Below are 23,418 nucleotides of genomic sequence, written 5' to 3'. Positions count from 1 at the left end.
TTAACGGACCTCCACGGGAGTGCCCTGCAAACGCTCCAGGGCATCGTTCACCGACGGCGGCATGAGCTGGCGCAGGCAGTTGTAATGACCGAAGCGGCAGGTGCGATCGAAGCAAGGGCTGCACTCGATGCCCAGGCGCACCACTTCGACCTTGTCGGCCAAGGGCGGCGTGAAACCTGGCGAGGTAGAGCCGTAGACTGCCACCAACGGACGGTTCAGGGCCGCCGCGACGTGCATCAGGCCGGAGTCGTTGGAGACCACGGAATCGGCGCAGGACAACAGATCAATGGCCTCGGCCAGGGACGTGTCGCCGCTCAGATTGGTCGATTCTTCTCGCAGGCCCGGGATCAGTCTCGAGCGGATATCCTCGCCCACCGAATGGTCGTTTTTCGAGCCGAACAGCCAGACCTGCCAGCCTTCACGAATCTTCGCCTCGGCCACCTGGGCGTAATGCTCCGCCGGCCAGCGCTTGGATTCGCCGAACTCGGCGCCTGGGCACAAGGCCAATACCGGACGATCCAGGCTCAGGCCGAACTTGGCCAGGGCCGCTTCGCGGGTCACCGGGTCGATCGCAAGGCTCGGTCGCGGATAGGGCTTGGGCAACCGCACCCCAGGCTCGTAGGCCAGCGCCATGAAGCGCTCGATCATCAGCGGATAACGTTCTTTGTCCAACGTGCGCACGTCGTTGAGCAGACCGTAGCGAAACTCGCCACGCCAGCCGGTGCGCTTGGGAATGCCGGCAAAGAACGGCACCAGCGCCGACTTCAACGAATTGGGCAACAAGATCGCCTGGTCGTACTGGCCAGCCAGGGACTTGCCGATGCGTCGACGAGTCGCCAGTTCCAGCACGCCGTGACCGAGCGGAAAGCTCAAGGCCTTGCGCACTTCGGGCATGCGCTCAAGGATCGGCCGACTCCATTCCGGGGCCAGGACATCGATTTCGCACTGCGGGTGACGCTGCTTGAGGCACTGGAACAGTGTCTGCGCCATCACCATGTCACCGACCCAACTGGGCCCAACGATCAGAATATTCATGTGGCTTCCAAAAACGATACGGGGAGGCCTACGCCTCCCCGCCTCGAGAATCACTGTGGCTTAGGTCGTTGCCTGCTGCCTTCAATCTACAACCGCGGGAGCGACCCTGCTCAACGATGTCGTCGCATTTCCCTCTCGCGACTATGCGCTCCCACACTCAAAACTCAGCTCAGCCCCAGCTCACGCCAGATCCGCAGCACCTGCCGGCGCTCATCGACGAACTGGTCGCCAGTGATCACCCCGGCGTCTTTCTGCAAGGCCTGGCGGTGAGCGGCGGAGCGGTAGGCCTTGTAGGCCTCGCGCAACAGCGTGGCATCTTCGACCGGCATCAACCCGACCTCCTGCAACCCGTCCAGGATGCGGATGTTATCGGTGTAGCGCACCAGCGTGGGGTGTTCCTCGGACCACGCCAGGGCCGCGTATTGCACCATAAATTCAATATCGACGATACCTCCGGCATCCTGCTTGAGGTCGAAGGGCGCCGTGGCCTCGAAGGCGTTCGGCGCGGTCCCGGCGGCAGTGGCCTTGCTGCCGAGGTTGTCGCGCATCTTGGCGCGCATCTCGCTGACCTCCTGGCGCAGCGTCGGCAGATCACGCTTGCGCCCCAGCACCTGCACGCGGACTTTCTCGAAGGCCTGGCCGACGTCCTGGCTGCCCACCAGGACCCGGGCGCGCACCAGCGCCTGGTGCTCCCAGGTCCAGGCTTCGTTTTCCTGGTAGCGGGCAAACGCCCCAAGGGAACTGACCAGCAACCCGGACGCCCCCGACGGTCGCAGGCGCATGTCCACTTCGTACAACTGCCCGGAGTTGGTCTGCGCCGTCAGCAAGTGAATGATCCGCTGACCGAGCCGGGTGAAGAACTGCGCGCCGTCGATGGGTTTCGGGCCGTCGGTTTCCGCCTGTGGGTCGCCATCGTGGATGAACACCAGGTCCAGGTCGGAACCATGCCCCAGTTCCAGCCCGCCGACTTTCCCGTAACCGACAATAATGAATCCCGGATCGCACAGGCTGCCGTCGGTGCGTAATGGCACGCCGTGCTTGGCAACAGTTTGGCGCCAAGCCAAGGCCAGCACTTGTTCGAGGATCGCTTCGGCCAGCCAGGTCAGGTAATCGCTGACCTTCATCAGCGGCAGGCTCCCGGCGATTTCCGAGGCCGCGACCCGCAAGCGGTGAGCCAGTTTGAAATGGCGCAGGGCTTCCATTTGTTGCTCGAGGTCATCCTCGGGAATGCGCGTCAGGCGCTCACGCAATTCCGCTGCCAACTCCGGCGCGAGGGGCGGCTTGAACAAGCGACCCTCATTGAGCAATTCATCGAGCAGCAGTGGGAAACGGGTGATCTGCTCGGCGATCCACGGGCTCGCTGCGCACAGCGTCAGCAAACGTCGCAGGGCGCCGGGGTTTTCCGTCAACAAAACCAGATAGGCCGAACGGCGGGCCACGGCCTCTACCAGCGGCAACACTCGCTCAAGGACCAGATCCGGATTCGCATGCTCCACGGCCTGGGCCAGCAAGCGCGGAATGAACGCATCCAGACGCTCGCGCCCCAGGCGCTGCATGGCGCGCAGTTGCGGACTTGCGCGCAGCGCCGCCAGGGCCTTCAGGGCTTTGGGCGCATCGACGAAGCCGCCCTCTTCCAATTGACGACACGCTGCCTCTTCATCCTGGCTGTCTTCCCACAACGGCAACCACTCGCCGCCCACCGCGACTTCGCCTTCGCTACCCTCTTCCTCATCCGGGTCGGCAATGACCTGGCCGAAATGCCACGCCACGCGGCCGCGCCAGTACATCAACTGTTCATGGAACGTCGGCCAATCAGCGAAGCCCAGCATGAACGCTATGCGCGCCTGGTCTTGCGGGCCGTCCGGCAACATCTGCGTCTGGCGGTCGGCGATGGCCTGGATCGCATGCTCGGTGTAACGCAGGAATTCATAGCCCTGGCGCAGTTCATTAACGACCTTGGCCGGCAGATAGCCCTGGCCTTCCAGGGTGCTCAGCACTTTAAGCAGCGGGCGCTGCTGCAAGCTCAAGTCGCGACCGCCGTGGATCAACTGGAACGCCTGGGCAATGAACTCCACCTCGCGAATGCCGCCCGAGCCCAGCTTGATGTTGTCGGCCAAACCCTTGCGCCGTACTTCCTGCTGGATCAGTTGCTTCATGGTGCGCAGCGCTTCGATGGCGGAAAAATCCAGGTAACGGCGGTAAACGAATGGGCGCAGCATGTCGAGCAGTTGCGCGCCGGCCACTTGGTCGCCGGCGACGACGCGCGCCTTGATCATGGCGTAGCGCTCCCAGTCGCGCCCCTGGTCCTGGTAATACTGTTCCAACGCGTTGAAGCTCAACACCAGCGCGCCGGCCGAACCATAAGGACGCAGGCGCATGTCGACGCGAAACACAAAACCGTCGACCGTCATCGGGTCCAACGCTTTTATCAGGCGCTGGCCGACCCGAATGAAAAACTCCTGGTTATCCAACGGTCGCTTCACACCCGCGGTTTCACCCCCTTCGGGGTAAGCGAAAATCAGGTCGATGTCCGACGACAGGTTCAGCTCCACCGCACCGAGCTTACCCATGCCCAGGATGACCATGTGCTGTGGTTCGCCGCTGCGTCGCCCGGTGGGCGTGCCGAACTGCTGGCTGAGGCGCTGGTACAGCCATTGATAGGCCTGGTCGATGCAGGTATCGGCCATGTCCGAGAGATCGCGACAGGTCTGGACCAGATCCGCCTGGCGGATCAGGTCGCGCCAGATGATCCGCACCTGTTGACGGGTTCGCTGGCGGCGCAGCACGCGCCCCAGCTCATCCTCGGTCTCGGCGGCCTGCACGGCGGCAGCAATCTGCGCGCGCATCTCACCCGGGGCGAAGCTGCGGTCCAGTTCACCGCTGCGCACCAGTTCCAATAGCATCGAAGGGTCTCGTACACTTTGCTCGATGACAAAGTCACTGGCGGCGGCGATGCGGTGGAACTCGGACCAACGCTGCGCCGTCCAGGCCGATAGCCCGTGGTCGTCATCCAGAGCGGCGACCGCCGCACGGAACGACTGCTCGGCACGACTGACCAATGACTGGAGAATCGCCGGTATTTCGGCTAGCGAGGGCAGGCTCATGGTCTATCCTTGATCGGCGCGGGAAAGGCTGGATGTAGTGTTTTTTCAAAAGCCACTACCTGATCGACTGTCGAACAAAGATGATAAATAGCTGATTTTCTGGTTTTATTGGCAGCCGGCATCAAGTTTTTACCTGTTCGAGTTGGCTAAAGACCAACAGTAACGATTATTCTCACAACGAAACGAGGGGCCATAAGCCGCTCGGGTGTAGCTTTACTACTCGTCTATACATTCGAAAGGCTGAAACGGCCGACGATTTGTAGTAAAACTACACGCCGCCGAGACAACCTTCGGCAATCCAAGAATTTATATCGTCTGCCCACAAGGCCAGTCGCAAACTCAGGCAACCGATTCTGGTAGCCTTTCCGCCCTGGAGCAAGCCATGCAAGACCTCGATCCCGTCGAAACCCAGGAATGGCTGGACGCCCTGGAATCGGTTCTCGACAAAGAAGGCGAAGACCGTGCTCATTATCTGATGACCCGTATGGGTGAACTCGCAACCCGCAGCGGTTCGCAACTGCCCTACGCCATCACCACGCCGTACCGCAACACGATCCCCGTTACCCACGAAGCACGCATGCCTGGCGACCTGTTCATGGAACGCCGCATTCGCTCGCTGGTGCGCTGGAACGCGTTGGCCATGGTCATGCGTACCAACCTGAAAGATTCTGACCTGGGCGGTCACATCTCCAGCTTCGCCTCCAGCGCGACGCTGTATGACATCGGCTTCAACTATTTCTTCCAGGCCCCGACCGACGAACACGGCGGCGACCTGATCTACTTCCAGGGTCACGCATCGCCAGGCGTCTACGCCCGTGCGTTCATGGAAGGCCGCATCACCGAAGACCAGATGAACAACTTCCGCCAGGAAGTGGATGGCAACGGCCTGTCCTCGTATCCGCACCCTTGGCTGATGCCGGACTTCTGGCAGTTCCCGACCGTTTCCATGGGCCTGGGCCCGATCCAGGCGATCTACCAGGCGCGCTTCATGAAGTACCTGGAAGCGCGTGGCTTCATCCCGGCCGGCAAGCAGAAAGTCTGGTGCTTCATGGGTGACGGCGAGTGCGACGAGCCGGAATCCCTGGGCGCAATCTCCCTGGCCGGCCGCGAGAAGCTGGACAACCTGATCTTCGTCATCAACTGCAACCTGCAGCGCCTCGACGGCCCGGTTCGCGGCAACGCCAAGATCATCCAGGAACTCGAAGGCGTGTTCCGTGGTGCCCAGTGGAACGTCAACAAAGTCATCTGGGGCCGTTTCTGGGACCCACTGCTGGCCAAGGACGTCGACGGCATCCTGCAACGCCGCATGGACGAAGTCATCGACGGCGAGTACCAGAACTACAAGGCCAAGGACGGCGCGTTCGTCCGTGAGCACTTCTTCAACTCGCCTGAACTCAAGGCGATGGTTGCAGACTTGTCCGACGACGAGATCTGGAAGCTCAACCGTGGCGGCCACGACCCATACAAGGTCTATGCGGCATACCACCAGGCGGTCAATCACAAAGAGCAACCGACCGTCATCCTGGCCAAGACCATCAAGGGTTATGGCACCGGTGCCGGCGAAGCGAAGAACACCGCGCACAACACCAAGAAAGTCGACGTCGACAGCCTGAAGTTGTTCCGCGACCGCTTCGACATTCCGGTCAAGGACAGCGAGCTGGAAAACCTGCCGTTCTTCAAGCCGGAAGAAGGCAGCGCCGAAGCCCGTTACCTGGCCGAGCGCCGTGCCGCACTGGGCGGTTTCGTGCCCCAGCGCCGCGCCAAGAGCTTCAGCCTCCCGACGCCGCCACTGGAAACCCTCAAGGCTATCCTGGACGGCTCGGGCGACCGTGAAATCTCCACCACCATGGCCTTCGTGCGGATCCTCGCGCAATTGGTCAAGGACAAGGAAATCGGCTCGCGCATCGTCCCGATCATCCCGGACGAAGCCCGCACCTTCGGTATGGAAGGCATGTTCCGCCAACTGGGCATCTACTCGTCCGTCGGCCAGCTCTACGAGCCAGTCGATAAAGACCAGGTGATGTTCTACCGCGAAGACAAGAAGGGCCAGATCCTCGAAGAAGGCATCAACGAAGCGGGCGCCATGAGCTCCTTCATTGCCGCCGGTACTTCGTATTCCAGCCACAACCAGCCGATGCTGCCGTTCTACATCTTCTACTCGATGTTCGGCTTCCAGCGTATCGGCGACCTGGCCTGGGCCGCTGGCGACAGCCGTACCCGTGGTTTCCTGATCGGCGGCACCGCCGGCCGGACCACGCTGAACGGCGAAGGCCTGCAGCACGAAGACGGCCACAGCCACATGCTGGCCGGGACCATCCCGAACTGCCGCACCTATGATCCGACCTACGGCTACGAGCTGGCGGTGATCATCCAGGACGGCATGAAGAAGATGACCGAAGAGCAGCAGGACGTCTTCTACTACATCACCGTGATGAACGAGTCCTACCAGCAGCCAGCCATGCCGGCCGGCGTGGAAGCCGGCATCGTCAAGGGCATGTACCTGCTTGAAGAAGACACCCGCGAAGCGGCGCACCACGTCCAGCTGATGGGCTCCGGCACCATCCTGCGCGAAGTGCGTGAAGCGGCGAAGATCCTGCGTGAAGAGTTCAACGTCGGCGCCGACGTCTGGAGCGTTACCAGCTTCAACGAACTGCGTCGCGACGGCCTGGCCGTAGAGCGCAGCAACCGCCTGCACCCTGGCCAGAAGCCAAAACTGAGCTACGTCGAAGAGTGCCTGAACGGCCGCAAAGGTCCGGTCATCGCCTCCACCGACTACATGAAGCTGTTCGCCGAGCAGATCCGCCAGTGGGTTCCTTCCAAGGAATTCAAAGTGCTGGGCACCGACGGTTTCGGCCGTAGCGACAGCCGCAAAAAGCTGCGTCACTTCTTCGAAGTCGACCGTAAGTTCGTTGTGTTGGCAGCCCTGGAAGCCCTGGCTGACCGTGGCGATATCGAACCTAAAGTGGTGGCCGAAGCCATCGCCAAGTTCGGCATCGACCCGGAAAAACGCAACCCACTGGACTGCTGAGGAGAATTTCCGTGAGCGAACTCATTCGCGTACCTGACATCGGCAGCGGTGAAGGTGAAGTAATTGAACTGTTTGTAAAGGTCGGCGACCGTATCGAAGCCGAGCAGAGCATCCTGACGCTTGAATCGGACAAGGCCAGCATGGAAGTGCCCGCGCCAAAGGCCGGCATCATCAAGAGCCTGAAAGTGAAGCTGGGCGATCGCCTGAAAGAAGGCGACGAGTTGCTGGAGCTGGAAGTCGAGGGCGCCGCCGAGGCGCCTGAAGCGGCCGCCCCTGCCGCTGCCCCGGCGGCGGCTGAAAAGCCTGCCGCCGCACCGGCTGCCGAAGCGGCTCCCGCACCCGCTGCTGCGCCTGCCGCGGCCACGGTCCAGGACATTCATGTCCCGGACATCGGTTCGTCGGGCAAGGCCAAGATCATCGAAGTGTTGGTCAAGGCCGGCGACACCGTCGAAGCCGACCAGTCGCTGATCACCCTGGAATCCGACAAGGCCAGCATGGAAATCCCATCGCCGGCCGCCGGTGTGGTGGAAAGCGTCGAGGTCAAACTGGACGACGAAGTCGGCACCGGTGACCTGATCCTGAAGCTGAAAGTAGCGGGTGCCTCGGCCCCTGCCCCGGCTGCAGCGCCTGCCGCCAAGGCTGAAGCCGCTCCAGCGCCAGCCCCAGCCGCCGCGCCCGCCGCCAAGGCCGAGCCTGCCCCAGCCCCTGCTGCCGCACCTGCGCCAAGCGGTGCCAAGGTGCACGCCGGTCCTGCGGTGCGTCAGCTGGCCCGTGAATTCGGCGTCGAGCTGTCGGCCGTTGGCCCAAGCGGTCCTCACGGCCGCGTGCTGAAGGAAGACGTGCAAGCCTACGTCAAGGCCATGATGCAGAAGGCCAAGAACGCACCGGCCGAAGGCGCCACCGGCGGCGCGGGTATCCCGCCGATTCCGGCAGTGGACTTCAGCCGCTTCGGCGAAACCGAAGAAGTGGCCATGACTCGCCTGATGCAGATCGGCGCGTCGAGCCTGCATCGCAGCTGGCTGAACATCCCGCACGTGACGCAGTTCGACCAGGCCGACATCACCGAGCTGGAAGCCTTCCGCGTTGCACAGAAAGCCGTGGCCGAAAAAGCCGGCGTGAAGCTGACCGTGCTGCCACTGCTGCTCAAGGCCTGTGCACACCTGCTCAAGGAACTGCCGGACTTCAACAGCTCCCTGGCCCCAAGCGGCAAGGCTGTGATTCGCAAGAAGTACGTGCACATCGGCTTTGCCGTCGACACCCCGGAAGGCCTGCTGGTACCGGTCATCCGCAACGTCGACCAGAAGAGCCTGCTGCAACTGGCTGGCGAAGCCGCTGCCCTGGCTGAAAAAGCCCGGAACAAGAAGCTCACCGCCGACGACATGCAGGGCGCCTGCTTTACCATTTCCAGCCTCGGCCACATTGGCGGCACCGGCTTCACGCCGATCGTCAACGCGCCGGAAGTGGCGATCCTGGGTGTTTCCAAGGCCACCATCCAGCCGGTCTGGGACGGTAAAGCCTTCCAGCCGAAGCTGATGCTGCCATTGTCGCTGTCCTACGATCACCGTGTGATCAACGGCGCCGCCGCTGCACGCTTCACCAAGCGCCTGAGCGACCTGCTGGGCGACATCCGCACCATCCTGCTGTGACACCGAACGGCCCTCCTCGCGGAGGGCCGTTGGGAATCCGTTTTCCGAGCGCCACGCTCGTACCTCAACCCCGCCCATTTGGCGGGGCTTTTTTTTGCGTGAAATAAAACAGTGTGTGCTTAAACGACTTTTCCTACTCGTTACGCAAAAAAAGACTACATACCCTGTTAGTAATTGCCCACAGCAATCGCCCCCTCCCCTATCAATATTTATTGCCTCTCGAGCTATAGCATAAGTTCAGCGCGCCCACTGACAGCTCGCACTAAATTTATATAACTTCGAATGGATTCGAACATGCTAAAGCCAACTGTCGGCCCTATTGTCGGCCACACAACTACCGACCACACACGCATATTCCTGCGCGGCGAAGAAAACAATAAGAATCCGGCATTTGCTGGTATTCGCTATAGGCGAAAAGGTGATACCGCATGGTCAAAAGCACAATTCGTTCAACTGACACCTCACCGCGACATGTCCGAAGTCATCGTCCTGGAGGACCTCCAGGCCGACACCGCCTACGAATATCAGGCCGGCTGGATAACCCTCTTGAATCCAACCCATACGGTGGAAACCATCCAAGAGCTGCCGTTGCAGTGGCCCAGGGACATTTATGAACTGAAAACACCCTCTAGCAAGCCTTACGTTGCCCGGAGCTACATCGTTGGCTCCTGCCGATACCTGCGAATGACCTTCGGCGTTCCGGCAGGACCGGAACAGGGGGATCGCACGTTCGCCGGTATCAATCGAATCATGGAGCAGGCCAATCCGCCCATCAGTGCGGTATTAATGACCGGGGATCAGGTATATCTCGATGACTTGAATATTATTGCCCCGGATCGCACTTTCAAGGAAATCCTGCTCAAGTATCGCAGCGCCTTTTCCCAACCCCATATTAAAAAACTGATGTCCGGCGCACCGACGTACATGATGCTCGACGACCATGAAATCGAAGACAACTGGCCTGCCAGTAAGAACGAAGGGGATGAGACCCTTTATGTAAATGCTCTTGAAGCGTATGAACTTTATCAGGCCAGCCACAGCCCGGCGCACGAACTTTTAAATGACGGTACGCTCAGTCGTTCCTTGAAGCATTACTGGTATCAGTTCGCTCATGGCGATATCGAGTGGTTCGTTACCGACACCCGGACCCGACGCAACCTGTCGGCGCACGCTCGGCGTATCCTCGATGAAGAACAGGAACAATCGCTTTTCGACTGGCTGATCAACAGCCCCGCCCGGGTCAAATTTGTCGTGACGAGCGTGCTGCTCTACCCCGACCGCAGCTTCAATGGCGGGGATGCCTGGCAGGCCTTTCCCGAGCAGCGCCTGCGCTTGCTTGAAACCATCCGCAATCATCGGATCAAAAACGTGATTTTCGTGTCGGGTGACGTACATGGGTCCTTGACCAGTTGCCTGGCTCATAGCCAGGATCCTGACTTCCAGGTTCATACCATCGTTTCGTCGCCGTTCTGCAACAGCAAACTGTTGCCTTACGCCACAGCTTCGACTTTCATTTTTGGCAAGCCCATGGCCGAGGCACCAAGCGGCGACTATCACTATGAACTGACCAGCAAGGTAATCAGCCAGGACAATTTCGCCCAGCTGAACGTCACGACCCAGAGCATTCAGGTGACGTTTCATGACCGTGACGGCACCGCGCTGGAGATCGTCGATATACCGTTGCGCTGAGCAGCCAAGGCACAACAAGTGCCTCTGATCGGCTGACAACTGGAGAAATCTCCTTGTCGGCCGATAAAAGGTTTATAGCACTTGGCCTTCATGTCTCTTGTCAGCCGGTGCCGCAATGATGCAACCTTGCGGGAATCCGTAATAACGAGGGCGTCAGCCCGGCGCGATCAGCATTTTCGAAGCGAGTTTCCCCATGAAAAGCCAACCCGATGCCGCCAGCCGTATGGCGGCCGAGGTAGTGACGCAGTTACCGGTGCCCTCGCGGCTCGGTATGCTGCGTTTCGAACGGCTGAATGAAGCAAGCTGGGCGCTGCTATTTCTTGATCCCAATTGCGAACGTTACTTCGGTGTGCCGGCGGTTGAGCTGTGCTCGCTGATCAGCTCCCCTTACGCCAGCCTGATGGAGCCTGAAGCGCGCTATCAGCTGCATGACGCGATCCAGCAGCAGCTGGCCCAGGCGTCGCACTACCTGATCCGCTATACGCTGCACACCGCCCAGGGACCGATGAACCTGCTGGAAACCGGTGAGGCTTACAAGCAGCACAATCGTCATCTGCTGCGCGGCTATCTGATCGCCGTGGACAACTTGCTGCAAGACGGGCCATCCCTACCGGCCTTAGACCTGGAAACTCAGAATTCAAGACTGCAAATTGCCCTGGAACTGAACCAGCGCGCCCAACAGGAGCAGCTCCAGCACCTTGATCGGGTCCGCGCCCAACAAGACCTGATCTTGCTGCTGACCCGGCAACGCTACAGCGCCAACAATTCGCTACAAGAAGCCGCCGAGCTGATTACCCGCAGCGCCTGCGACATCTATGAGATCGACTCCGCGAGCATCTGGAATCTGGACGACGGCAAGCTGCTGCCGATCTCGGCCTACAACCGAGCCTCCCAGGCTTATTACTTGCCGGCAGTGATCAATGCCGATGAATTCCCGGATTACATGGAAGCATTGCAGACCTGCCGGGCCATCGACGCCCACAATGCAATGCGCGACCCACGCACGCGAGAAATGGCCGAGAACCTGCGCGCCCGCGACGTCAATGCGATCCTCGATGCCAGCATCCGGATCGACGGCCAGGTGGTCGGTGTGCTGTGTCTGGAGCAAGTGGGTGCCACTCGTGCCTGGCAGTCGGACGAGATCGCCTTCGCCGGCGAACTGGCGGACCAATTCGCCCAGGTCATCAACAACCACAACCGCCGCACAGCCACCAGCGCCCTGCACCTGTTCCAGCGTGCCGTGGAACAAAGCGCCAACGCGTTCCTGCTGGTCAACTGCGACGGTGTGGTGGAGTACGTCAACCCGAGCTTCACCGCCATCACCCAGTACACCACCGAAGAAGTCCACGGCCAGCGCCTGTCCGAGCTGCCCGCCCTGGAAAATCTCAGCGAACTGCTGTTCGACGCGCCGTCGGCCTTGGCCCAGAGCAACAGTTGGCAGGGCGAATTCAAGAGTCGACGCAAAAACCTCGAGCCCTACTGGGGCCAGCTGTCGATTTCAAAGGTCTATGGCGACAACCGCGAACTGACCCACTACATCGGCATCTACGAAGACATCACCCAGACCAAGCTCGCCCAACAGCGCATCGAGCGCCTGGCCTATACCGATAACTTGACCAACCTGGGCAACCGCCCGGCCTTCATTCGCAACCTTGATGAGCGCTTCGCCCGAGACAGCGACTCGCCTATCAGCCTGCTGTTGGTGGACATCGACAACTTCAAGCGCATCAACGACAGCCTTGGCCACCAGACCGGCGACAAGTTGCTGATCAGCCTGGCCCGGCGTTTGCGCAACAGCCTGAGCCCCAGCGGCAGCCTGGCACGATTCGCCAGTAATGAATTCGCGGTACTGCTGGACGATACCGACCTTGAAGCCGGCCAGCAGATCGCCAGCCAGTTGCTGATGACGCTCGACAAGCCGATGTTCGTCGACAACCAGTTGATCAGCGTGACGGGCTCGGTCGGCCTGGCCTGCGCACCTTTGCATGGGCGCGACCCCCAGACACTGATGCGCAACGCCGGGCTGGCCCTGCATAAGGCCAAGGCCAACGGCAAGCATCAGGTCCAGGTATTCACCGAAGCGCTGAACGCCGAGGCCAGCTACAAGCTGTTCGTGGAAAACAACCTGCGCCGCGCCTTGACCCAGAATGAGCTCGACGTGTTCTACCAGCCCAAGCTGTGCCTGCGCAGCGGACGCCTGCTGGGCATGGAGGCGCTATTGCGCTGGAACCATCCGGAAAAAGGCATGATCCGTCCGGACCAGTTCATCAGCGTGGCCGAGGAAACCGGGCTGATCATCCCCATCGGCAAATGGATCGCGCGCCAGGCCTGCCGCATGAGTAAACAACTGACCGCCGCCGGCCTGGGCAACCTGCAAGTGGCGATCAACCTGTCGCCCAAGCAGTTCTCCGACCCGGACCTGGTGGCCTCGATCGCCAGCATCCTCAAGGAAGAACAGCTGCCGGCCCGATTGCTGGAACTGGAGTTGACCGAGGGCCTGCTGCTCGAAGCCACCGAAGACACCCACCTGCAGCTCGACCAGCTCAAGCGCCTGGGCCTGACCCTGGCCATGGACGACTTCGGCACCGGGTATTCATCCCTCAGCTACCTGAAGAAATTCCCGATCGACATCATCAAGATCGATCGCAGCTTCATCCACGAAATCCCGGACAACCAGGACGACATGGAAATCACCTCCGCCGTGATCGCCATGGCCCACAACCTGAAACTCAAGGTCGTGGCCGAAGGCATCGAGACCGCCCAGCAGCTGGCGTTCCTGCGTCGCCACCGTTGCGACGTCGGCCAAGGCTACCTGTTTGACCGGCCGATCCCTGGCTCCGAGCTCATCGAGAAGCTCAAGCGCTACCCGCGCGGGCCGCTTGTCTGACAGCCGCTTATAGCTTGCGGCCGCTTTTCTGAGGCACACTGACGGTCTATTTCGCTCAACTCAATCTGACTGAGAGGACTGATAATGGTCTTGCGCTCGGAAATCCTGGTGAACAAAAACGTGCTTCCTACTCAAGAACAAGCTCTGCCTGGCCGTGAAACCCCGATGACAGTGCCGGAAAAACACTTCGTCCATGACGCGCCGCTGCTGGGCCCGTTTGCCATGGACGTGGACTTCGCGATCTTCGGCCTGGGCTGTTTCTGGGGCGCGGAGCGCAAGTTCTGGCAACGCGAGGGCGTGGTCAGTACGGCGGTGGGTTATGCGGGCGGCTTTACGCCGAATCCGACATATGAAGAAGTGTGCTCGGGCCTGACCGGCCACAGCGAAGTGGTGCTGGTGGTCTATGAGCCAGCAAAAGTGAGCTACGAAGAACTCCTGAAAATGTTCTGGGAACTGCACAACCCAACCCAGGGCATGCGCCAGGGCAATGACATCGGCACCCAGTACCGCTCGGTGATCTACTGCACCACGCCTGAGCAACTGGCAGCGGCGAATAAGAGCAAGGAGATCTTCCAGGCCGAACTGAACAAGGCCGGTAAGGGCGAAATCACCACCGAAATCGACGAAGCGCCGACGTTCTATTTTGCCGAGGCCTATCACCAGCAATACCTGGCCAAGAATCCTGAAGGGTATTGCGGGATCGGCGGTACGGGCGTGACTTGCCCGATCTGACCTTCCGGTCTTGCCCACATGATGGCGCCCTTCCAGGCGCCATCAATGCCTCAACTCTCAGCGATCAACCAATCCATCTGCCACCCACCCTGGGTCTGCCCAAGCTTCTTGGACAGCCACGGCAGCAACTCCCGCAATTCCTCTTCGAGTCCCCAAGGGGGATTGGCAATCGCCAGGCCGGAGCCGTTCAGGCTGTTGGGCGTTGCCAATGGATGCACCAGCAACTCTACCCGCAACAGCTTCGGTGCGCCGGTGCCGGCCAAGTCTTGGTAGAAGCGACGCAACATCCGTTGGTCCTTCACTGGGTACCAGATTGCCGCCACGGTCTGGCGCATCCGGCTGATGGCCTCCTTGAGGGACGCGGCGCAGCGCTGCATCTCGTCGAGCTGTTCGAACGGCGGATCGATCAGCATCAAGGCACGCTTCTCGGTCACCGGCAGCAGCGCCCGAGGCACATGCCAGCCTTCGCCCAGATGCACCGCCACGCGACGGTCACCCTTCATGTTGTCCTTGAGGAGCACGCCGTCCTCGGGATGCTTCTCGTTGAGCAAGACGCGGTCCTGGGCACGTGTCAGGCGCCGCGCCAGTTCCGGTGAGCCTGGGTAATAGCGCAACTGGCCGTCCGGGTTCATCTCGCGCAGAACGTTCATGTAGTCGGCGGTGAGCGGCGGCAAGTCATCCTGGCCCCACAGCCGCGCAATGCCCTCCAGGTATTCACCGGTGCGATTGGCCTGGTCACCCTGCAAGTCGTACAAGCCGATGCCCGCGTGAGTGTCGAGATAGGCGAAAGGCTGATCCTTGCGCGACATCAAGGCGATGAGGCGGGTCAAGACCAGGTGTTTGAACACGTCGGCGTGATTGCCGGCGTGGAAGGCGTGACGATAATTCATGGCGGCTCCTGCGAAGGCCGCCGAGTTTACCTTGAAGCGCGCCGAACGTCAGGGGTTCGCGGCCGAGCGGACGAACAGTCGTCAGCCCGGCCCTGTGGCGAGCTACGACAAACTACAAGCGCCGTCCTTGCACCGCTCGCACTCCTCGCAGAAGGGTGCCGGACTTCTCAAGCTCAGTATTTGCGCGAGGGAAAGGTGAGGGGCCACGGCTGCGGTGAGCTTTTCCGGGGCGCCGGGCGCGATGGGTGCGGCGCCTTTTGCGACCATTGCGGCGCCGCCCACCTGGATCGGCACGCTGCTGAAGATCCCACCCGGTCCGATGTTGATCCAGTGCCCCCCCGCCTGGATGGTCGCGCTGGCGCCCGCCTCCAACACGACCTGCTGGCCGGCGCTGACATGAAATCCCCCAGCGGCGCTGACGGCCTGGTTGGCGACGCGGATGTGCCGGTCGCCCGCGACCAGCAAATGATCGTCCTGGCGGATTTCAACCTGGCGCCGCCCCTGAGTGATGCGCTGCTCGTCAGCCTTGAGCTCATGCCGCGCCAGGCCAGTGACGACGATGCTGCGCTGGTGATCGACCTGCACGCGCTGGTCATGCAGTACGTGCTGGGTCCAGTTGCGCTGCGCCCGCAGGTAGATTTCCTCGGCGCCCTTGCGGTCCTCGATGCGCAACTCGTTGTAGCCGCCACCACCCGGGCTGCTCTGGCTGCGCAGGATGCTGCGGGTGTTGTCCGCCGGCAGGTCGAGCGGCACCGGGTTGGCACCGTTCGGCAGACAGCCAACCACCAGCGGCTTGTCGACGTCGCCCTCCATGAATCCCACCAGGACTTCCATGCCGACCCGCGGAATCATCACACTGCCATAGTGACCATGAGCCCAACCGGTGGCCACGCGCAGCCAGCAACTGGACTGTTCATCACGCTCACCGTCGCGGTCCCAGACCAGTTGCACCTTGACCCGCCCGAACTCATCGCAATGGATCTCACTGCCCTGCGGCCCCGTCACCACGGCAGGCTGATAGCCGTTAACGGTCGGCTTCTTGTGCTGCAAGGGCGGACGAAAGAACACATCCCACGGCGTTGCGAGAAAGGTATTACGGTAGCCTTGGAACTCTTCCGGGCCAATCGAGGCGGTTTCTTCAAGCACTTGCGGCTGGCGGCCATGGTGGTCGATTTGCGTCAGCAACCAAAGGTCATTCCATGGCGCCCGTGGGTGCTCCTTGATGCGCATGAAATGCCCGCTGGCAAAGGCACTGTCGTCACCGCTGCCCTGGGCCACGCGATGGTCGGCGCCATGGCGTTCGAGGGTGCGCCGGGCCAAGAGCTTGCCATCCTCACGATCGATAAACTGACCCGGGTAGTGATAACTCTCAAGCGACGGTAATCGCTGGTTGTCGAGGCCAGCCTGAAGCTGGAGGCCGGGCTTGCGAAAGTCATAATCGTGCAGTGTCACGGCCGTGGTGCGGGTCTGCAGACGCACCGCCAGGCGCTTGATCGCCGGCTCGCCGGCAGCCATGCCGCTGCCCGGCAGGTACAGCGTCGATTCAGGCAAGCGAGGAAACATCGTCTGGTCGTCGCCGAACACCAGCAGGTGGCCGCCAAGGCTGTGCTGGAAGTGATAGTGAATGCCGACCTCAGCGCAAATCCGCTCGATAAAGGCCAGATCGCTTTCACCGTACTGCACACAATATTCACGTTCGGGGTATTGCCCGCCAAGGCTGAACTGGTAGGCGTCGGCGAAGATGCCGTGGTCCTTCAAGATACTGGCGACGATATCCGGCACGCTCAGGTGTTGGAAAACCCGCCGGTTGATGCGATGGCGCAAGTACGCCAGGCGCGGCACCAGGCTGATCTGGTAGCGGGACAGGCGCTTGCCCGAATCGCCTTGGGCCACGCTGTAGACCTGGCCGTGTATTCCACCACCTCGATCATCGAAACTCAGGTACGCCTGGCGATGCAGTAGATCTTCAAGCGCCAGGTCGGGCCGCTCACTGACCAGCTCCAGGTCAAAGCAGTAGGGCTGGCTGATAGCTTCCTTGCCCTTGAACTCAAGCACCCTGAGCTCATTTGGCCCGCTGTCGAACGTCAGCGTGAAACGTGGTTGGTTGGCAGGCGCGAACATCCGATGTGCCTCTGCTGAATGAAGACGGGCGATTCTGCATCAGCTATTCGGAGTCTGGATCGGACGTTGTGAAAAACAGATTTGCCTTACATCTGATAAGCCAAAAACTTCGGGGCGCGCTGTACTTTCTTACAGACAAATTTTGCGTCGTGGGTGGCTGGAAGCATTCGCACGCATGAATCGCAACCATGACAGCCCGCTACAAGGGGTGGGCCATTAGCGGACTCCGGCGTGCTGATCTTCCTCAACCAGCCCGACGATTCGGACGGACACCCATAAAAAAAACGGCCCGTCTCCAAGGGAGGCGGGCCGTTTTTTGATGCTAGGACGAGCCGTGCAGGCCTCGCCGAAAGCTTACTGGTTCAAGCGGAAATCTTTCTCGGCCGCGTCGAAGCGCTGCAGCATACCGGCGGTAGGCGAGCCCATCTTGCTGACAAAATAGATAGCCAGGCTAGCGAAGATGAAGCCCGGGATGATTTCGTACAGGCCCAGCAGTTCGAAGTGTTTCCAGACCACGACGGTGATCGCACCAACCAGGATACCGGCCAGGGCGCCATTGCGGGTCATGTTCTTCCAGATTACCGAGATCAGAACAACCGGACCGAATGCGGCACCGAAACCGGCCCAGGCGTAGCTCACCAGACCCAGTACACGATTTTCCGGGTTAGCAGCCAGGGCGATGGCGACCAATGCCACCAACAACACCATGGCACGACCGACCCAGACCAATTCCAGTTGGGAAGCGCTCTTGCGCAGGAAGGTCTTGTAGAAGTCTTCGGTCAGGGCGCTCGAGCACACCAGCAATTGGCAGCTCAGGGTGCTCATCACAGCGGCCAGGATGGCCGACAGCAGTACCCCGGCAACCCAAGGGTTGAACAGGATCTTGGCCAGTTCGATGAACACGCGCTCAGGGTTTTCGGTAACCGGGCCCGCGACTTCAGGATGCGCCGAGAAGTAAGCGATACCGAAGAAACCGACGGCAACGGTGCCGCCCAGGCACAGGATCATCCAGGCCATGGAGATGCGACGCGCCTTGGCGATCGACTTGACCGAATCCGCCGCCATGAAGCGCGCCAGGATGTGCGGTTGGCCGAAGTAGCCCAGGCCCCAGCCCATCAGCGAGATGATCCCGATGAAGGTGGTGTTTTTCAGCATGTCGAACGAAGTGGGATCTTTCGCTTCGATGGCCAGGAACGTGGTGTCGACACCGCCGGTGGCCAGCAGCACGATGATCGGCGTAAGGATCAACGCGAAGATCATCAAGGTGGCTTGTACGGTATCGGTCCAGCTCACGGCCAGGAAACCGCCGATAAAGGTGTAGGCGATGGTCGCGGCAGCACCGGCCCACAGCGCTGTCTCGTAGGACATGCCGAAGGTGCTTTCGAACAGGCGGGCACCGGCGACGATGCCGGAAGCGCAGTAGATGGTGAAGAACACCAGGATGACGACCGCCGAGATGATTCGCAGCAAACCGCTGGTGTCTTCAAAACGGCTGGAGAAATAGTCTGGCAGCGTCAGCGCATCGCCGTTGTGCTCGGTCTGGACCCGCAGGCGACCGGCCACGAACAGCCAGTTCAGGTAGGCACCGATGATCAGGCCGATGGCGATCCAGCTTTCCGACAGGCCGGACATGTAGATAGCACCGGGCAAACCCATCAACAACCAGCCGCTCATGTCGGAGGCACCGGCAGAGAGGGCCGTCACGACACTGCCCAAGCTACGACCGCCCAGGATGTAATCGGAAAGGTTATTGGTGGAGCGGTAAGCCATCAGGCCGATCAGGACCATGGCTGCGATGTAGATCACGAAGGTGATCAGGGTGGGGTTGCTAACACTCATGAGTTACGCCCTGGCTTTGTTTTTATGGTGCGGTGGCAGTTGAAAGCGCCGACAACGCAGACGTTGTACCGACGGTTTGCAGACCCGCAAATTTATGACTGATGTTTCCCCAGGAAAGCCATCAGCCGATGCCCCTCGGCTTGGAGCCGGTTGCACCTTGGCCGCGAATGCTATTCAACAAATCAAATAAGGTGCAACCAGTTTCGTTCGAATCAGTTGCACCCAGTCGGTTTTTTCGCCGAACCGGCCTTTTTTGCTCCCTTTTAGTGCAGTAACAGCGATTCGCTAGAAGCCAAAGCACTAAGGGGGTGCAGTTAAGCGAACACAGGAATTCATTTCCTGACGAGCTGCGGAATATTCCGACAAAAAAGGGTTGCACCCGGTTGCACCTCATTCAGCTCGCAGCTAATCTTGCCGCCAGCTGATGCCACGCGGTACGTGGCAAACATGAGGATAAAAATATGGCTACCACCACCCTTGGGGTCAAACTCGACGACCCGACCCGCGAACGCCTCAAGGCGGCCGCGTCCTCGATTGATCGCACGCCGCACTGGCTGATCAAGCAGGCAATCTTCAATTATCTGGAGAAACTCGAGGGTGGTGCAACCCTGACCGAACTGAACGGTTCGATCCGCGCCGACAGCGACGACGCTGGCGAGGTCCAGGCCGATCACGCTCACCAGTGCTTCCTGGAATTCGCCGAGAGCATCCTTCCGCAATCGGTCTTGCGCGCATCCATTACCGCCGCTTACCGCCGCCCGGAACCCGAAGTGGTGCCAATGCTGATCGAGCAGGCTCGCCTGCCGGCTGAAATGGCCGAGGCCACCAACAAGCTCGCCGCGTCGATTGCTGAAAAACTGCGTAACCAGAAGAGTGCCGGCGGCCGTGCCGGTATTGTTCAGGGCCTGTTGCAGGAATTTTCCCTGTCGTCCCAGGAAGGCGTGGCGCTGATGTGCCTGGCCGAGGCGCTGCTGCGGATCCCGGACAAAGGCACCCGCGATGCCCTGATCCGCGACAAGATCAGCACCGGCAACTGGCACCCGCACCTGGGCAACAGCCCATCGCTGTTCGTCAACGCTGCCACTTGGGGCCTGCTGCTGACTGGCAAACTGGTCGCCACCCATAATGAAGCCGGCCTGACTTCGTCCCTGAGCCGCATCATCGGCAAGAGCGGCGAGCCGATGATCCGCAAGGGCGTCGACATGGCGATGCGCCTGATGGGCGAGCAGTTCGTCACCGGCGAAACCATAGCTGAAGCCCTGGCCAACGCCAGCAAGTTCGAATCCAAGGGCTTCCGCTATTCCTACGACATGCTGGGTGAAGCCGCACTCACCGAACATGACGCCCAGAAGTACCTGGCCTCGTACGAACAAGCCATCCACTCCATCGGCAAAGCGTCCCATGGCCGTGGGATTTACGAAGGCCCAGGTATTTCCATCAAGCTCTCGGCCCTGCACCCGCGTTACAGCCGCGCCCAGTACGAACGCGTCATGGAAGAGCTGTACCCGCGCCTGCTGTCGCTGACCTTGCTGGCCAAGCAATATGACATCGGCCTGAACATCGACGCCGAAGAGGCCGACCGTCTCGAACTGTCCCTGGACCTGCTCGAGCGCCTGTGCTTCGAACCGCAGCTGACCGGCTGGAACGGCATCGGTTTTGTGATCCAGGCGTACCAGAAGCGTTGCCCGTACGTGATCGACTACGTCATCGACCTGGCCCGTCGCAGCCGTCACCGCCTGATGATTCGCCTGGTGAAAGGCGCGTACTGGGACAGCGAGATCAAGCGCGCCCAAGTCGAAGGCCTGGAAGGCTACCCGGTCTACACCCGCAAGGTGTACACCGACGTTTCCTACATCGCTTGTGCACGCAAGTTGCTGTCGGTGCCGGAAGTCATCTACCCGCAATTCGCCACGCACAACGCCCATACCCTGTCGGCCATTTACCACATTGCCGGTCAGAACTATTACCCGGGGCAGTACGAATTCCAGTGCCTGCACGGCATGGGCGAACCGCTGTACGAACAGGTTGTAGGCAAAGTCTCCGAAGGCAAGCTGAACCGTCCGTGCCGCGTGTACGCCCCGGTCGGCACCCACGAAACATTGCTGGCTTACCTGGTGCGTCGCCTGCTGGAGAATGGCGCGAACACCTCGTTCGTCAACCGCATCGCCGACCAGTCCATTTCCATCCAGGAATTGGTGGCCGACCCGGTAGCAAGCATCGAGCAGATGGCGACGCTGGAAGGTGGTTTCGGCCTGCCGCACCCGCGCATTCCATTGCCGCGCGACCTGTATGGCAGCGAGCGCGCCAACTCCAGCGGCATCGACTTGGCCAACGAGCATCGCCTGGCTTCGCTGTCCTGCGCCCTGCTGGCCACCGCCCATAACGACTGGAAAGCCGCGCCGATGCTCGGTTGCGCCGCCAGCGAAGAAGCCCCTGCGCCGGTCTTGAACCCCGCCGATCACCGCGACGTGGTCGGTCATGTGCAGGAAGCCACCGTCGCCGATGTCGACAACGCCATCCAGTGCGCACTCAACGCCGCACCGATCTGGCAGGCCACGCCCCCGGCCGAGCGCGCCGCGATCCTTGAACGCGCCGCCGACCTGATGGAAGGCGAGATCCAGCCGCTGATGGGCCTGCTGGCCCGCGAAGCCGGCAAGACCTTCGCCAATGCCATCGCCGAAGTGCGCGAAGCCGTGGATTTCCTACGCTACTACGCGGTACAGGCTCGCAACGATTTCACCAACGACGCCCACCGCCCACTCGGCCCGGTTGTGTGCATCAGCCCGTGGAACTTCCCATTGGCGATTTTCAGTGGCCAGGTCGCGGCCGCACTCGCCGCTGGCAACCCGGTACTGGCCAAGCCCGCCGAGCAAACGCCATTGGTGGCTGCCCAGGCAGTGCGCCTGTTGCTCGAAGCCGGCATTCCGGAAGGCGTCCTGCAACTGCTGCCCGGTCGCGGCGAAACCGTCGGTGCCCGCCTGGTGGGTGACGAGCGGGTCAAAGGCGTGATGTTCACCGGTTCCACCGAGGTCGCGCGCCTGTTGCAACGCAACGTCGCCGGACGCCTGGACAACCAGGGCCGACCGATTCCGCTGATCGCCGAAACCGGTGGCCAGAACGCAATGATCGTCGACTCCTCGGCGCTGACCGAACAAGTGGTCATCGACGTGGTGTCCTCGGCCTTCGACAGCGCCGGCCAGCGTTGCTCGGCCCTGCGGGTCCTGTGCTTGCAGGAAGATTCCGCCGACCGCGTCATCGAAATGCTCAAGGGCGCCATGGCCGAATCTCGCCTCGGCAACCCTGAACGCCTGTCGGTAGACATCGGCCCGGTGATCGACGCCGAGGCCAAGGCCGGCATCGAGAAACACATCCAGGCCATGCGTGACAAAGGTCGCACTGTGTACCAGATGGCAATCGCCGACAGTGACGAGTGCAAGCGCGGCACCTTTGTGATGCCGACCTTGATCGAGCTGGAAAGCTTCGATGAGCTGCAGCGCGAAATCTTCGGCCCGGTGCTGCACGTGGTGCGCTACAAGCGCAAGGAGCTGGACCAGTTGATCAACCAGATCAACGCCTCCGGCTATGGCCTGACCCTTGGCGTGCACACGCGTATCGACGAGACCATCGCCAAGGTCATCGACAACGTCCATGCCGGTAACGTCTACGTGAACCGTAACATTGTCGGTGCCGTGGTCGGCGTGCAGCCGTTCGGCGGCGAAGGCCTGTCGGGCACCGGTCCGAAAGCCGGTGGTCCGCTGTACCTGTACCGCCTGCTATCGACACGTCCTACCGATGCGATCCAGCAATCGTTCGTGCGTGGCGATGCCCTGGCGGCGCCGGACCTGCGTTTGCGCGACGCCATGGGTAAACCGCTGGCGGCGCTGCAAGCCTGGGCCGACAGTCAGAAACTCGCCGAACTGAGCGCCTTGTGCGTGCAGTTCGCGGCCCAGTCGCAGAGCGGTATCACCCGCCAGCTGACCGGCCCGACCGGCGAGCGCAACAGCTACGCCATCCTGCCGCGTGAGCACGTGCTGTGCCTGGCCGACGTCGAAGGCGATCTGCTGACGCAACTGGCGGCCGTACTGGCCGTGGGCGGCTCGGCCGTGTGGCCGGAAACCGACACCAGCAAGGCGGTGTTTGCACGCTTGCCGAAGGACATTCAGGCACGCATCCAGCGGGTAGCCGACTGGACCAAGGACGATGTGCTGTTCGACGCGGTCCTGCATCACGGCGACTCGGACCAACTGCGTGGGGTGTGCCAGCAAGTGGCCAAGCGCGCCGGCGCCATTGTCGGGGTACATGGCTTGTCCCAGGGCGAAACCAATATCGCCTTGGAACGCCTGGTCATCGAACGCGCCCTGAGCGTCAACACCGCGGCGGCGGGCGGTAACGCCAGCCTGATGACGATAGGTTAAGGGCAGCTGCAAGTTTCGAGCTGCAAGCTGCA

11 protein-coding genes are annotated in these 23,418 nt (G+C 61.2%); 6 read left to right on the top strand and 5 right to left on the bottom strand.

The features are described from left to right. Together waaF and glnE are read right to left on the bottom strand one after the other, a co-directional pair. Window positions 1–1,035 (bottom strand): lipopolysaccharide heptosyltransferase II, encoded by a 1,035-nt coding sequence (gene waaF / locus HU762_RS19485; protein WP_186639774.1) that lies wholly within the window; start codon window positions 1,033–1,035, stop codon window positions 1–3. Between the two features lie 164 nt (window positions 1,036–1,199). Continuing rightward, window positions 1,200–4,139 (bottom strand): bifunctional [glutamate--ammonia ligase]-adenylyl-L-tyrosine phosphorylase/[glutamate--ammonia-ligase] adenylyltransferase, encoded by a 2,940-nt coding sequence (gene glnE, locus HU762_RS19480; protein WP_186639772.1) that lies wholly within the window; start codon window positions 4,137–4,139, stop codon window positions 1,200–1,202. A 382-nt stretch (window positions 4,140–4,521) separates the two neighbouring features. Between glnE and aceE the strand changes: the two genes are divergently transcribed. The 5 genes from aceE (at window position 4,522) to msrA (ending at window position 14,121) form a co-directional block, all read left to right on the top strand. Further along, window positions 4,522–7,167 carry a pyruvate dehydrogenase (acetyl-transferring), homodimeric type gene (gene aceE / locus HU762_RS19475; RefSeq protein ID WP_186639770.1) on the top strand — a complete coding sequence of 882 codons (2,646 nt, stop codon included), beginning with the start codon at window positions 4,522–4,524 and terminating at the stop codon, window positions 7,165–7,167. Window positions 7,168–7,178: 11 nt separating this feature from the next. Then, a complete protein-coding gene (gene aceF / locus HU762_RS19470) occupies window positions 7,179–8,813 on the top strand; it encodes a dihydrolipoyllysine-residue acetyltransferase (RefSeq protein ID WP_186639768.1) in 1,635 nt (544 codons plus the stop codon). 294 nt (window positions 8,814–9,107) lie between these two features. Beyond that, window positions 9,108–10,502, top strand: a complete 1,395-nt coding sequence (locus HU762_RS19465) for an alkaline phosphatase D family protein (RefSeq protein ID WP_186639836.1) — start codon at window positions 9,108–9,110, stop codon at window positions 10,500–10,502. A gap of 193 nt (window positions 10,503–10,695) precedes the next feature. Further along, window positions 10,696–13,389 (top strand): EAL domain-containing protein, encoded by a 2,694-nt coding sequence (locus HU762_RS19460; protein WP_186639766.1) that lies wholly within the window; start codon window positions 10,696–10,698, stop codon window positions 13,387–13,389. Window positions 13,390–13,473: 84 nt separating this feature from the next. After that, a complete protein-coding gene (gene msrA / locus HU762_RS19455) occupies window positions 13,474–14,121 on the top strand; it encodes a peptide-methionine (S)-S-oxide reductase MsrA (protein WP_186639764.1) in 648 nt (215 codons plus the stop codon). Between the two features lie 50 nt (window positions 14,122–14,171). Here the strand turns inward: msrA and rlmJ are convergent, their stop codons facing one another. The 3 genes from rlmJ to putP form a co-directional block, all read right to left on the bottom strand. Continuing rightward, window positions 14,172–15,011, bottom strand: a complete 840-nt coding sequence (gene rlmJ / locus HU762_RS19450; RefSeq protein WP_186639762.1) for a 23S rRNA (adenine(2030)-N(6))-methyltransferase RlmJ — start codon at window positions 15,009–15,011, stop codon at window positions 14,172–14,174. A gap of 102 nt (window positions 15,012–15,113) precedes the next feature. Further along, window positions 15,114–17,132, bottom strand: a complete 2,019-nt coding sequence (locus tag HU762_RS19445; RefSeq protein WP_186639760.1) for a type VI secretion system tip protein VgrG — start codon at window positions 17,130–17,132, stop codon at window positions 15,114–15,116. Between the two features lie 354 nt (window positions 17,133–17,486). Further along, complete coding sequence (gene putP, locus HU762_RS19440) at window positions 17,487–18,971, bottom strand: sodium/proline symporter PutP (protein ID WP_186639758.1); 1,485 nt, start codon at window positions 18,969–18,971, stop codon at window positions 17,487–17,489. A 461-nt stretch (window positions 18,972–19,432) separates the two neighbouring features. Here putP and putA point away from each other — a divergent pair, with 461 nt between their 5' ends. Continuing rightward, window positions 19,433–23,386 (top strand): trifunctional transcriptional regulator/proline dehydrogenase/L-glutamate gamma-semialdehyde dehydrogenase, encoded by a 3,954-nt coding sequence (putA, locus tag HU762_RS19435; RefSeq protein WP_186639756.1) that lies wholly within the window; start codon window positions 19,433–19,435, stop codon window positions 23,384–23,386. Window positions 23,387–23,418 lie beyond the last annotated feature (32 nt).

The organism is Pseudomonas sp. SWRI92, assembly GCF_014268685.1.
GTDB classification, from domain to species: domain Bacteria; phylum Pseudomonadota; class Gammaproteobacteria; order Pseudomonadales; family Pseudomonadaceae; genus Aquipseudomonas; species Aquipseudomonas marvdashtae.
The sequence above is the reverse complement of the archived record's forward strand: the minus strand, read 5'-3'. Positions and strand labels throughout refer to the sequence as shown.